This window comes from Streptomyces sp. NPDC003943 (assembly GCF_053605265.1).
Window position 1 is genome coordinate 1 of the sequence record NZ_JBSGIW010000144.1, and the last position, 12,102, is coordinate 12,102.

The following is a 12,102-nucleotide window of genomic DNA, read 5'->3' on the forward strand; positions in this document are numbered from 1 at the left end:
AGGCCCGGCAAGGGGCGTCGTTCCGTTGTGCCCACCCGTTCCGCCTGGGGGTCCCCCCGGACGAAGTCTGGGGGAGGAACGAATGCCCACAACGGCGGGGGCGGCGGGGAATGGGCGCCCGGCGGCCGCAGCCCGCGCGGTGGGCGGACGCCCCAGCGCCGTGGGCGGCGTCCCGGCGGGGGCGGCCCACGGCGGCGGGCACGGCGTCGACGCTCCGGCCGGGCGCAGCCCACAGGCAGGGCTCGGCGTCCCGGCGGGCGCAGCCCCACGGGCAGGGCTCGGCGTCCCGGCGGGCGCAGCCCACAACGGGGCTGCCAGGAGAGGCGGAGACGGGCACCGCCCTCGCGGGGCGTCCCGGGGCTACGCCGCCGCCTCCACGCCCCGCGCCATGCCTCCCGCCCGTACCCCCAGGTCCGCAAGCAGTACCCCCGCCGTGCGGCGGGCCGACGCCAGGGCGCCCAGGGGGGTGCCGGTCGCGCGGTGGTCGCCGCAGACGTAGAGGCCGGAGAGGAGGCGGACCGGGCGTTCGGGGTCGAAGGGCGGGCGCATCGCCGGGAAGGCGTGGGGGGTGTGGTGGAGGGCGAGCAGCTCCCAGTCGTCCGTGGACACGCCGTACAGGGTCGCCAGGTGCTTGCGGACGCGGCGCTCGGTGTCGTCGTCGGCGGGCGGGCTGCCGAGGACCGTCGTGGTGATCAGGACGCGGCCGGCGGGAGCGCGGGTCGGGTCGACGGTGCTCATGACGGCGGTGTGGGCGACGGGCCCGGCCGGGTCGCACTCCAGGAGCAGCGCGGGATCGGCGGTCGGCGCGAGGGGCGCGGTGTGGTGCAGGACGGTCGCCGCGTGGTAGTCGGGCACGCGCAGGCCCGGCAGCAGTTCCGCCGCCGTACGGCCGCCCGTCGCCACGACGACGGAGCGGCACCGGAACACCCCGTGCTCCGCCGTCGTCACGCGCGAGATGGACGCCTCCGTGACCCGTACGCCGGTACGCACCGAGCCGGCCGGCAGCGCCGCCGCGAGCCGCTCCGTCAGCGCGCCCGAACCGCCCTCCGGCACACCGATCCGCCCGCGCGCGAAGGAGCGGAGCGCGAGGTCCGCGCGGCGGCTGGAGGTCGCCAGGTCGGGGTCGCCGAGCAGCGCGGCGAGGAGCGGACGCAGCACGCCCTGGACGGTGCGGGCGGGCAGCCGGGCGGTGAGGGCCTCACGGGCGGTCCGTTCGGTGCGGGTGAGCAGCCGCTGCCCGGGGGTCGTGGCGAGCCGCACCAGGGACGCGCCGAGCCGCGCCTGGTCGAGCGAGGCGGCCGGGTTGCGCGGCGCCCCGGCCAGCGCCCGGGCGACCCCGCGGGCTCCCCCCACGCCCCGTGGGCTCCAGGGCGCGTGCGGCGCCCCCCACCTCCCGTACCGCCCGTCGCTGTGCACGAGCACCCCCGGGGCGAACGGGCGCAGTGCCACGCCCGCCACCTCCGGCGCGGTGAACAGCGGTCCGACCCGGTCGAGCCGGAAGCCGTCCACGGTGTCGGTCGCCATCCGGCCGCCGATCCGCGGCGCGGCCTCCAGGACGGTGACCGAGAGCCCGGCCTCGGTCAGCTGATGAGCCGTCGCGAGACCCGCGATCCCGGCTCCCACGACGACGACGTCCGCGTTGTCGAGCACGTGCCCCTCCCCAGGTCGGTCGCTTCGTGTGGGGGCCTATGCCCCCAACACGGCCCCGGAATGCCAGAGTTCGCAAGAGACTAGGCAGCGCTCCCACGCGGGGAAGCCGCGCGTGCCCGGCGTGCGCGCAGCACGGGGGAGCGCACGGCCGGAACCCGCCGTCAGCGGGCCGCCGCCCGTACCGCCTCGTCGATCGTGGGGAACGCGAAGTCGAAGCCGGACTCCAGCAGCCGCCCCGGCAGCACCCGTTGGCTGCCGAGCACGTCCTGCGCGAACTCGCCGAGCACCAACCGCAGCGCCGCCGCGGGCACGTGACAGACCGCCGGGCGCCGCAGCACCCGCCCCATAGCCGCCGTCACCTCCCGGTTGGTGACCGGCTCGGGCGCGGTCAGGTTCACCGGGCCCGCGAGCGACCGGGTGTCGACGATGTGCCGCAGCGCGGCGACCTCGTCGTGCAGCGCGATGAAGCTCCAGTACTGGCGCCCGTCGCCCATCCGCCCGCCGATCCCGGCCCGGAAGACCGGGAAGAGCCGTCCCCAGGCCCCGCCCTCGTGCGCCACCACCAGGCCCGTACGGGCGTACGCCACACGGATCCCGGCCGCCTCGGCGGGCGCCGCCGCTGCCTCCCACTCCACGCACACCGACGGCAGGAAGCCCTCGCCCGCGGGCGCGCTCTCGTCCACGGCCCGGCTCCCGGTGTCGCCGTAGTAGCCGAGGGCCGTGCCGCAGACCAGCACCTCGGGCGGCTCGGCGAGCGAGGCGAGCGCCTCCGCGACCGCCCGCGTACCGAGCACCCGGCTGTCCCGGATCTCCTTCTTGTACGCCTCGCTCCAGCGCCGCTCGCCGACGCCCGCGCCCGCCAGGTGGACCACCGCGTCGACACCGACCAGGCCGGCCGCGTCCACGTACAGGCGGGCCGGATCCCACTCCACCTCGTCGGCCCGGGCGGCCGGCCGGCGCACCAGGCGCAGGACCTCGTGGCCGTCGGCGCGCAGGGAGCGCACGAGGGCGGAGCCGATGAGTCCGGACGCGCCGGTGACGGCGATGCGCTGGCGAGGCTGTGGCTTCATGCGGCCATCCTGCCCCTCCCGGCTCCCGCCGTGGCACAGTGGCCCGCATGATCGTGCCGGAGACGTCGCAGCACCCGGAAATACTGATCCGCGCCGCCGTGGCCGCCGACGAGCCGGCCCTCGCCGAGCTCGACCGCGCCACCTGGTCCCCGCTCCACGCCGTCCTGCCCGCCCCCGAACCCGGGCAGCCCTTCTTCGGCGAAGGGCACCCGCCCGAGCACTACCAGGTCGCGGAGATCGGCGGAAAGGTGGCCGGTTACGTCCGGATCGTGCCGCCCACCCCGCTGCCCTCCAACGCCCACGTCCGCCAGATCCGGGGCCTCGCCGTCGCCACCTCCGCCCGCGGCCGGGGCGTCGCCCGCGCCCTGGTGCGCGCCGCGATGGAGCGGGCCCGCGCCGAGGGTGCCACCCGCATCACGCTGCGGGTCCTCGGCCACAACGCCCCCGCCCGCGCGCTCTACGCCGCCGAGGGCTTCGCGGTCGAGGGCGTGCTGCCGGGCGAGTTCCTCCTGGACGGCGGGTACGTGGACGACGTCCTGATGGGACGCTCGCTCCTCCCCTGAACGGGGCGTGAGGAGTCGCAGCTCGGTCGTACGAGGGGCGGTCCGCCGCCGCTCGCCCCCTCTCCGGGCCGGGCGCGGACAGCCGCGTTCCGCCTGCCGCTCACTCCTCCTCCGGGCGTGCTCCGGGCGCGAGCAGCCGCATCCCGCCCATGAGTTCGCGCAGGCACCGCACGGCGAGCTCCGCGGGCGCGCCCTCGCCCCGTACCGGCGCGTCCGTCTCGGCCCAGGTCTCCAGGGCGAGCCGGATCGCGTCGGTGGCCGCGGCGGCGGCGAGCCGCAGTTCGAGCGGGTCGGCGCCGGGGCCCGCCAGCTCGGCGAGGACTCCGCGCAGCCGGTCCTCGGACTCCTGGTTGACCCGGTACCAGACGGCCCGCAGGGCGGGGTCGTGGTCGGCCGCGCGCAGCAGCCCGCGGGTCCAGCGCAGCCCCTCCTCGGCCTCCGTGCCCTCGGCGGCGAGCGACTCGGCGATGGACCGCTCCAGGGCCGTGGGCAGCGTGGTGCCCGGCGCGGTCGCGGCGAGCGCGTCCCGCCAGCGGTCGGCGCCGCCGGCGAGGAGCGGGGCGACGGCGTCCTGCTTGGAGCGGAAGTAGCGGTAGAAGGTGCGCAGCGCGACCCCGGCCCGCAGCGCGATGTCCTCGGCGGTGGTGTCGTCGGGCCCGCGCTCGGTGAACAGCTCGGCCGCCGCACGGGCGATGTCGAGCTGGGTGGCGGCCTTGCGGCGCTCGGTCAGCGTCGCGGGCCGGGACGGGCGGGGGGATCGGGGCTGCTTCGGGTCCACCGGACCAGCGTACGCCCGCGCCTGCCAGGCGTGCATTTCGTGCACCTATGGCAAAACGTGCCACATGGGCGTACGGTGGCAGCACCCCCGAAAGCTCGACATCGAGAGGTCCTCGTCATGAACCAGCTGACCCGCTACGAAGGACGCCGCGCACTCGTCACCGGCGGCGGCTCCGGCATCGGCCAGGCCACCGTCCTGCGCATGCTCGCGGAGGGCGGCAGGGTCGTCGCCGCCGACATCAGCGAGGACGGCCTCAAGGACACCGTCGCCAAGGCCGGCGACGCCGCCGACCGCCTCACCACCGTCGTGGTGGACATCGCCGACGAGACCTCCGTGCGCGCGGGCGTCGCCGCCGCCGTCGAGGCCCTCGGCGGCCTGGACGTGCTGGTCAACGCGGCGGGCATCCTGCGCTCCTCGCACACCCACGAGACCAGCCTCGACGCCTTCGAGCAGGTCGTCCGGATCAACCTCACCGGCACCTTCCTGATGATCCGCGAGGCCATACCGGCGCTCCTGGAGGGCAACGGCTCCGCCGTCGTCAACTTCTCCTCCACCTCCGCGATGTTCGCCCACCCCTACATGGCGGCCTACGCGGCCAGCAAGGGCGGCATCCAGTCCATGACCCACGCGCTCGCCGCCGAGTACGCCAAGCAGGGCATCCGCTTCACCGCCGTGCAGCCCGGCTCGATCTCCTCCGGCATGACCGACGGCTCCGGCGCCTCCAGGCAGTCCGTGGGCCCCGGCCTGCCCGAGGACACCGACTGGTCCCTCTTCGCCAAGCTCGCCCCCGCCCTCGGCCAGGGCTTCGCCGGCCCGGAGACCGTCGCCGGCGTCGTCGCGATGCTCGCGAGCGAGGACGGAAAGTTCATCACCGGCACCGAGGTCCGCATCGACGGCGGAACCCACTTCTGATATCCACCCCGGCGCCCCGGCCACGGGTCCCGGCCCGGCCACGCGCATGCTGGAGCGGGGCGAACGCGGCGAGAAGTCGTGGGTCGTCAACGTGTCGTCGATCGGCGGCCTGCTGCCGAGCCCGCTCATGGCCCCGTACAGCGTCACCAAGTTCGGCGTGCTCGCCCTCACCGAGTCGCTGCACTACGAGATGCGGATGAAGGGCGCGCCGGTCCAGGTGTCCGTCGTGACCCCGGGCTCGGTAAAGAGCGAGATCTTCAGGGCCGCCCGCCCCGGCGAGACCGCGCCCCCGGAGATCGCCGCGTTCAACGCGCAGCTGCAGCAGCTCGCCGACGAGCACGGACTCACGCCCGGGGAGCACGCCATGGGGGTACCCCCGGCCGGAGGCTGGGGAGGGTCTTCGACATGGTCGCCGAGGGGAAGTACTGGGCGATCCCGCAGCCCGAGCAGCTCTTCCCCGCCCTCCAGCCGCGGACCGACATGATCCTCGGCCAGGTGAACCCCGAGCTCCGCCTCGGCGGCTGAGCCGGGACACCCGTCAGGACCACGAGACCGGTCCGGTCCGGCCCCCGGCCCCCTCTCCGTCATCCGGGGCCGAACCGGGCCCACAGCCGCGGGAAGCGGGCCGCGAGCACCCCGTCGTCCTCCAGGTCGAACGGGGTGCCCGCCGGCTCCGCCAACTGCGGCGGAATGCCCAGGTCAGGCGCCTCCGTGCCGGTCAGCCGCTCGTACGCCTCGTCCGCCGCGTAGCCGAGCTCCTCGCCGTCCCCGTCTATCTCGTCGTCGAAGTCCACGAGCAGCTCCGCCAGCGCGTCCGGCTCGTGCACCGCCCCCTCGAAGACCTCCCGGCCCTGGCCGATCAGCCAGCAGCGGAAGTAGTCGAAGGTGTCGTCGCCCGCCCCGTCGAGCAGGACGGCCGCCGCGCCCCACAGCTCCCAGGTGTACGCCCGGTTGTAGCGGGCCTCGAAATGGCGGGCGAAGTCGAGGACCGAGTCCGGGTCGAGCTCCGTCAGCCGCTCGACGAGCAGGTCCGCGTGCTCCTCCGGATCGCCCTCCGCGCGCTCCCGCGTGGAGTCGATGATCTCCCAGAACTTCGTCTCGTCCATCACGGGACAAGCATCGTGGGTCACGCCGGGCGACGCACCCGGAAACGGCTGAAATCAAACCGGACAGAAGATGTCGTCTTTCCCTGCCAGGCTGACCGCATGATCAACGAGACCCAGGAACACCCGCCCCTCGCCGGCCGTGTCGCCCTCGTCGCCGGCGCCACCCGGGGCGCCGGACGCGCCATCGCCGTCCAGCTCGGCGCCGCCGGAGCCACCGTCTACGTCACCGGCCGCACCACCCGCACCCGGATCAGCGAGGTCGGCCGCAGCACCGAGACCATCGAGGAGACCGCCGAACTCGTGACGGCCGCGGGCGGCACGGGCATCGCCGTCCCCACCGACCACCTGGAACCCGACCGGGTCCGCGCCCTCGTCGACCGGATCGACCGCGAGCAGGACGGCCGGCTCGACGTCCTCGTCAACGACGTGTGGGGCGGCGAGCACCTCGTCACCTTCGGCAAGAAGACCTGGGAGACCGACCTCGCCGACGGCCTGAGGATGCTCGAACTCGGCGTGAAGACCCACCTGATCACCTCCCACGCCGCCCTGCCGCTGCTCACCCGCCGGCCCGGCGGACTCGTCGTCGAGGTCACCGACGGCACCACCGCCTACAACGGCACCCACTACCGCGAGAACCTCTTCTACGACCTCGCCAAGAACGCCCCGATCCGGATGGCCTTCGGCCTCGCGAAGGAGCTGGCCGACGCCGGCGGCACCGCCGTCTCCGTCAGCCCCGGCTGGCTGCGCTCCGAGCAGATGCTCGCCCACTTCGGCGTCACCGAGGACAACTGGCGCGACGCGACCAAGGAGCTGCCGGACTTCGGCATCTCCGAGTCGCCGGTGTACGTGGGCCGGGCCGTCGCCGCGCTCGCCGCCGACCCGGAACGGGCGCGCTGGAACGGGCAGTCGCTCGACAGCGGACAGCTCGCCAGGGCGTACGGCTTCACGGACGCGGACGGCTCGCGGCCCGACTCGTGGGGCTTCATGCTCGCCAAGGAGGCCGACCCGGACGTCAGGGTCGAGGACTACCGGTAGCCGAGCCACCGGTAGTCCCGCTACGGGTGGCCGGCCACCGGCAGCCGGCTACCCGTAGACCTCCGCCATGGCCCGCGCGGCCTCCGCGAACCGCTCGCGGAGCGCCGCCGGGGCCAGCACCTCCACCTCCGGCCCGAGCCCGAGCAGCTGCCCGAAGGCCACCTCCTCGCTCTCCACGGCCAGCACCACCCGCCGCCGGCCGCCCTCGTCGGCCCCGGCCGCCAGCGCCGCCTCCGCCGCCGCCCGGTCCGTCACGTACGGCAGCCGCCGCGCCCCCGCCTCCGTGAGCCGCAGCTCCACCTCGGCGCGCAGCAGCGAGCGCGCGAACTCGGCCGAGCGCTCCGTCCAGAACGCCGCCAGATCGAACTCCGGGTCCCGCTCGAAGTGTTCGTCGCCGAGCACGACACCGGTGAAGCGGTCCACCCGATAGGTGCGGTAGGAGCCGCCCGCCCGGGCGCACACGTACCAGACCCCGGCCTTCAGGACGAGCCCGTACGGCTGGAGCTCGCGCGCCACCTCCGCGTCACCGCGCCGGTAGCGGGCCCGCACCGGGCGGTCGTCCCAGACCGCGTCCGCGAGCGGCGCGAGCAGCTCCGGCGTCTCCGGCTCCTGGTACCAGGCGGGCGCGTCCAGGTGAAAGCGCCGCCCCGCGGCCTCCGGCGCGTCCCGCAACGACGGCAGCAGCGCCGCCGACACCTTCAGCCGCGCCGCCGAGGCCGCGTCCGCGAGCCCCATGTCCCGCAGCGCCTGCGGCAGCCCGGACAGGAACAGCGCCTCCGCCTCCCCGCGCGCCAGCCCGGTCAGCCGGGTCCGATAGCCGCCGACGAGCCGGTAGCCCCCGGCCCGGCCCCGGTCCGCGTACACCGGAACCCCCGCCTCCGACAGGGCCAGCGCGTCCCGCGTGATGGTCCGCTCCGACACCTCCAGCTCGGCGGCGAGTTCGGCGGCGGTCATGGACGGACGGGACTGGAGGAGAAGCACCAACTTGATGAGGCGGGCGGCACGCATGCACCCCAGCCTGCCATCCATGCCGTGGCCCTGAGGCCGGAGACCACAGGGGGAGCCGCGATGCGGCGAGGCGTGTCACTGGAAGGCCGGTACGAGAAGCCGCGCACGGACGCGGAGCGCAGGGCCCGCACGGTCGTGGGCCAGGCGGTGTCCAGCAGTCCAGGGGCTGACCGCACCGACGCCGAAGGGCCGCCCTGCCCGTACGTGTCGGCGTACGGGCAGGGCGGCCCCTCGGTCACTCACCGCCCGGGCGGGCGACCGGCCTTACAGGCCGTACCGCTCCCGGGCCTCCTTGACCGCGGTCACCTGGACCTCGCCCTTGCGGGCGAGCTGGGCCAGGGCGGCCACGACGATCGACTGGGCGTCGACGCCGAAGTGGCGGCGGGCGGCCTCGCGGGTGTCCGACAGGCCGAAGCCGTCGGCGCCCAGCGAGGTGTAGTCCTGCTCGACCCACTGCGCGATCTGGTCCGGGACCTGGCGCATGTAGTCGGAGACCGCCAGGACGGGGGAGTCGACGCCCTCCAGGGCCTGGCGGATGTACGGCACCCGCTCCTCGCCGCGCAGCAGGGCCGCGTCGGCCTCGAGGGCGTCACGGCGCAGCTCGGTCCAGGAGGTCGCGGACCACACGTCGGCGGCCACGCCCCACTCGGCGGCGAGCAGCTTCTGCGCCTCCAGGGCCCAGTGGATCGCCGTGCCGGAGGACAGCAGCTGGATGCGGGAGGCGTTCGCGGGCAGCTCCAGGCCGGCCGACTCGGCCGTGTTGAAGCGGTAGAGGCCCTTGACGATGCCCTCGTCGACGCCCGCGTGGCCCGGCTTGGCCGGCTGCGGCATGGGCTCGTTGTAGACGGTGAGGTAGTAGAAGACGTTCTGGTCCTCGCCCTCGGCCGCCTCGCCGTACATGCGGCGCAGGCCCTCCTTGACGATGGCCGCGACCTCGTAGGCGAACGCCGGGTCGTAGGTCAGCGCCGCCGGGTTGGTGGCCGCGATGACGGGGGAGTGGCCGTCGGCGTGCTGCAGGCCCTCACCGGTCAGGGTCGTGCGGCCGGCGGTCGCGCCGACGAGGAAGCCGCGGCCGAGCTGGTCGCCGAGCTGCCACATCTGGTCGGCGGTCCGCTGCCAGCCGAACATCGAGTAGAAGATGTAGAACGGGATCATGGCCTCGCCGTGCGTCGAGTACGCGGTCGACGCGGCGATGAAGTCGGCCATCGAGCCGGCCTCGGTGATGCCCTCGTTCAGGATCTGGCCGTTGACGGCCTCCTTGTAGTACATCAGCTGGTCGCGGTCGACCGGCTCGTACGTCTGGCCCTTCGGCGAGTAGATGCCGAGCGACGGGAACAGCGACTCCATACCGAAGGTACGGGCCTCGTCCGGGACGATCGGGACCCAGCGCTTGCCGGTCTCCTTGTCGCGGACCAGGTCCTTGATCAGGCGCACGAACGCCATCGTGGTGGCGACGTTCTGCGAGCCGGAGCCCTTGTCGAAGGAGGCGAAGACCTTGTCGGCCGGGGCCGGCAGCGGCGCGACCGGGTGGACGCGGCGGGCCGGGGCGGGGCCGCCGAGGGCCGCGCGGCGCTCCTGGAGGTAGCGGACCTCGGCCGAGTCGGCGCCCGGGTGGCCGTAGGGGACGACACCGTCGACGAACTGGGCGTCCGAGATCGGCAGCTCAAGAAGGTCACGCATGTTCTTGAACTCGTCCGTCGTGAGCTTCTTCATCTGGTGGTTCGCGTTCTTCGACGCGAAGCCCTCACCGAGGGTGAAGCCCTTGACGGTCTGCGCCAGGATGACGGTCGGAGCGCCCTTGAACTCCAGCGCGGCCTTGTACGCGGCGTACACCTTGCGCGGCTCGTGGCCACCACGGGAGAGGTGGAAGCACTCGAGGATCTTGTCGTCGGACAGCAGCTGCGCCATCGCGACGAGCGCCGGGTCCTTGCCGAAGAAGTCCTGGCGGATGTAGGCGGCGTCGCGGGTCTGGTACGTCTGGACCTGGGCGTCCGGCACCTCGCGGAGGCGGCGGACCAGGGCGCCGGTGGTGTCGAGCGCGAACAGCTCGTCCCAGGCGTTGCCCCACAGGGTCTTCACGACGTTCCAGCCGGCGCCGCGGAACTGGGCCTCCAGCTCCTGCACGATCTTGAAGTTGGCGCGGACCGGGCCGTCGAGGCGCTGCAGGTTGCAGTTGATGACGAAGGTCAGGTTGTCCAGACCCTCGCGGGCGGCGAGTGCGAGTGCCGCCGTCGACTCGGGCTCGTCCATCTCGCCGTCACCGAGGAAGGCCCACACGTGGGAGGCGGAGACGTCCTTGATGCCGCGGTTGGTCAGGTAGCGGTTGAAGCGCGCCTGGTAGATCGCGGAGAGCGGGCCGAGGCCCATGGAGACGGTCGGGAACTCCCACAGCCAGGGGAGGCGGCGCGGGTGCGGGTAGGAGGGCAGGCCGTTGCCGCCGGACTCCTGCCGGAAGTTGTCGAGGTGCGACTCGTTCAGGCGGCCGTCGAGGAAGGCGCGGGCGTAGATGCCGGGGGAGGCGTGGCCCTGGATGTAGAGCTGGTCGCCGGAGCCGTCCCCCTCCTTGCCGCGGAAGAAGTGGTTGAAGCCGGTCTCGTAGAGCCAGGCCGCGGAGGCGAAGGTGGCGATGTGGCCGCCGACGCCGTGCTTGGAGCCGCGGGTGACCATCGCGGCCGCGTTCCAGCGGTTCCAGGCGGTGATCTTCCGCTCCATCTCCTCGTCGCCGTCGATGACGGGCTCGGCGGAGGTGGGGATGGTGTTGAGGTAGTCCGTCTCCAGGAGCTTCGGCAGGGCGAGGCCCGCCGTGTCGGCGTGCTGGAGGGTACGGCGCATCAGGTAGGCGGCCCGGTGGGGGCCGGCGGCCTTGGTGACGGCGTCGAGGGAGGCCGCCCACTCGGCGGTCTCCTCGGTGTCACGGTCCGGGAGCTGGTCGAGCTCGCTCGGAATCTTGCCTACGGGATCGGTCATGATCGCCGCCTTCCGGACAGGTGGGGGTGGAGATAAAACGGCCTTGTCTGGCAGGACAGGGCGTGGACCGGGGTACGGCCCGCCGAAGACTGTAAGCCGTCGATCGATGATCGATCAAAGCTTCCCCAAGAAAAAGATGCCCCGAGCACCAAAGTCGGCACAGGGTGCCGCGAACGAGGGCACCCGGTGCCTTGTTTTCGCAGGTGAGTGGAATTCTGAGGGTGCTCTCGCACAAACGAGCGGGCCCGCCCGGAGGCGGACCCGCTCGTCGATCCGATGGCCGGATCACGCCCTCGGCGCGCATCCCAGGACGTGCGCCTTCACCAGCGCCCCGATGTTCGGGTCGCCCCGCCGGAACGCCTCCACCAGCTCCTGGTGCTCCTCCGCGTACGACTTCTGCACCGTGCCCAGCCAGCGGATCGACAGCGCCGTGAACACCTCGATGCCCAGGCCCTCCCAGGTGTGCAGCAGCACGCTGTTCCCGGCCGCCTTCACCAGCTCCCGGTGGAAGCCCACCGTGTGCCGCACCTGCGCCGTGCCGTCCGAGGCCGCGTCCGCCTCGTACAGCGCCGTCACGTGCGGCTCCAGGGCCGAGCAGTCGGTCGCCAGGCGGCCGGCCGCCAGCTCCGCCGCGATCTGCTCCAGACCGGCCCGGACGGGATAGCTCTCCTCCAGGTCCGCGGCCGTGAGGTTGCGCACCCGGACGCCCTTGTTGGGCGCCGACTCGATCAGCCGCAGCGACTCCAGCTCGCGCAGCGCCTCGCGCACGGGCGTCTGCGAGACCTCGAGCTCGGTCGCGATCCGCCGCTCCACGATGCGCTCGCCCGGCTTCCAGCGGCCGCTGACGATGCCCTCCACGATGTGCTCGCGGATCTGCTCGCGCAGCGAATGGACGACGGGCATGGTCATGGGGGCTGCTCCTCGGGAGTCACGTGACACTTAGACAATACGGCGGCGCCCCCCCCCCCGAACAACAAACGGCGGGGGGGCCCCACGGGTGGAGGCGGTTGTTT

11 protein-coding genes are annotated in these 12,102 nt (G+C 73.8%); 4 read left to right on the plus strand and 7 right to left on the minus strand.

Annotation, left to right across the window (positions count from 1 at the left end):
* Positions 1-360: 360 nt before the first annotated feature.
* Positions 361-1,650 carry an NAD(P)/FAD-dependent oxidoreductase gene (locus ACWEV0_RS34360; RefSeq protein WP_453153735.1) on the minus strand — a complete coding sequence of 430 codons (1,290 nt, stop codon included), beginning with the start codon at positions 1,648-1,650 and terminating at the stop codon, positions 361-363.
* 161 nt (positions 1,651-1,811) lie between these two features.
* Positions 1,812-2,720: a TIGR01777 family oxidoreductase gene (locus ACWEV0_RS34365; RefSeq protein WP_453153736.1), complete on the minus strand. Its 909-nt coding sequence runs from the start codon at positions 2,718-2,720 to the stop codon at positions 1,812-1,814.
* Between the two features lie 47 nt (positions 2,721-2,767).
* Here ACWEV0_RS34365 and ACWEV0_RS34370 point away from each other — a divergent pair, with 47 nt between their 5' ends.
* Positions 2,768-3,283 carry an N-acetyltransferase family protein gene (locus ACWEV0_RS34370; protein ID WP_453153737.1) on the plus strand — a complete coding sequence of 172 codons (516 nt, stop codon included), beginning with the start codon at positions 2,768-2,770 and terminating at the stop codon, positions 3,281-3,283.
* 100 nt (positions 3,284-3,383) lie between these two features.
* On the opposite strand, the gene ACWEV0_RS34375 is transcribed toward ACWEV0_RS34370, so the two are convergent.
* Entirely contained in the window at positions 3,384-4,097 is a 714-nt protein-coding gene (locus tag ACWEV0_RS34375; RefSeq protein WP_453153738.1) for a TetR/AcrR family transcriptional regulator, read from the minus strand.
* An 81-nt stretch (positions 4,098-4,178) separates the two neighbouring features.
* Between ACWEV0_RS34375 and ACWEV0_RS34380 the strand changes: the two genes are divergently transcribed.
* Both ACWEV0_RS34380 and ACWEV0_RS34385 read left to right on the plus strand, forming a co-directional pair.
* On the plus strand, positions 4,179-4,973 hold the full coding sequence (locus ACWEV0_RS34380; protein WP_453153739.1) for an SDR family NAD(P)-dependent oxidoreductase: 795 nt from the start codon (positions 4,179-4,181) through the stop codon (positions 4,971-4,973).
* Between the two features lie 46 nt (positions 4,974-5,019).
* Positions 5,020-5,457 (plus strand): SDR family NAD(P)-dependent oxidoreductase, encoded by a 438-nt coding sequence (locus tag ACWEV0_RS34385; RefSeq protein ID WP_453153740.1) that lies wholly within the window; start codon positions 5,020-5,022, stop codon positions 5,455-5,457.
* 100 nt (positions 5,458-5,557) lie between these two features.
* Here the strand turns inward: ACWEV0_RS34385 and ACWEV0_RS34390 are convergent, their stop codons facing one another.
* Positions 5,558-6,079: a DUF4240 domain-containing protein gene (locus ACWEV0_RS34390; RefSeq protein ID WP_453153745.1), complete on the minus strand. Its 522-nt coding sequence runs from the start codon at positions 6,077-6,079 to the stop codon at positions 5,558-5,560.
* 99 nt (positions 6,080-6,178) lie between these two features.
* Between ACWEV0_RS34390 and ACWEV0_RS34395 the strand changes: the two genes are divergently transcribed.
* Positions 6,179-7,114, plus strand: coding sequence for an SDR family oxidoreductase (locus tag ACWEV0_RS34395; RefSeq protein ID WP_453153741.1), 936 nt, complete (start codon positions 6,179-6,181; stop codon positions 7,112-7,114).
* A 48-nt stretch (positions 7,115-7,162) separates the two neighbouring features.
* On the opposite strand, the gene ACWEV0_RS34400 is transcribed toward ACWEV0_RS34395, so the two are convergent.
* From ACWEV0_RS34400 to ACWEV0_RS34410, 3 genes are all read right to left on the minus strand, one after another.
* Complete coding sequence (locus tag ACWEV0_RS34400; protein ID WP_453153742.1) at positions 7,163-8,122, minus strand: helix-turn-helix transcriptional regulator; 960 nt, start codon at positions 8,120-8,122, stop codon at positions 7,163-7,165.
* Between the two features lie 264 nt (positions 8,123-8,386).
* Complete coding sequence (gene aceE, locus ACWEV0_RS34405) at positions 8,387-11,089, minus strand: pyruvate dehydrogenase (acetyl-transferring), homodimeric type (RefSeq protein ID WP_453153743.1); 2,703 nt, start codon at positions 11,087-11,089, stop codon at positions 8,387-8,389.
* Between the two features lie 285 nt (positions 11,090-11,374).
* Positions 11,375-11,998: a GntR family transcriptional regulator gene (locus tag ACWEV0_RS34410; RefSeq protein ID WP_453153744.1), complete on the minus strand. Its 624-nt coding sequence runs from the start codon at positions 11,996-11,998 to the stop codon at positions 11,375-11,377.
* Between the last annotated feature and the right edge of the window lie 104 nt (positions 11,999-12,102).

Coding starts and splice junctions, on each gene's coding strand:
- ACWEV0_RS34365 (WP_453153736.1), bottom strand. CDS start 2,720: ATGAAGCCACAGCCTCGCCAGCGCATCGCCGTCACCGGCGCGTCCGGA.
- ACWEV0_RS34370 (WP_453153737.1), top strand. CDS start 2,768: ATGATCGTGCCGGAGACGTCGCAGCACCCGGAAATACTGATCCGCGCC.
- ACWEV0_RS34375 (WP_453153738.1), bottom strand. CDS start 4,097: ATGCACGCCTGGCAGGCGCGGGCGTACGCTGGTCCGGTGGACCCGAAG.
- ACWEV0_RS34380 (WP_453153739.1), top strand. CDS start 4,179: ATGAACCAGCTGACCCGCTACGAAGGACGCCGCGCACTCGTCACCGGC.
- ACWEV0_RS34385 (WP_453153740.1), top strand. CDS start 5,020: ATGCTGGAGCGGGGCGAACGCGGCGAGAAGTCGTGGGTCGTCAACGTG.
- ACWEV0_RS34390 (WP_453153745.1), bottom strand. CDS start 6,079: ATGGACGAGACGAAGTTCTGGGAGATCATCGACTCCACGCGGGAGCGC.
- ACWEV0_RS34395 (WP_453153741.1), top strand. CDS start 6,179: ATGATCAACGAGACCCAGGAACACCCGCCCCTCGCCGGCCGTGTCGCC.
- ACWEV0_RS34400 (WP_453153742.1), bottom strand. CDS start 8,122: ATGCGTGCCGCCCGCCTCATCAAGTTGGTGCTTCTCCTCCAGTCCCGT.
- aceE (WP_453153743.1), bottom strand. CDS start 11,089: ATGACCGATCCCGTAGGCAAGATTCCGAGCGAGCTCGACCAGCTCCCG.
- ACWEV0_RS34410 (WP_453153744.1), bottom strand. CDS start 11,998: ATGACCATGCCCGTCGTCCATTCGCTGCGCGAGCAGATCCGCGAGCAC.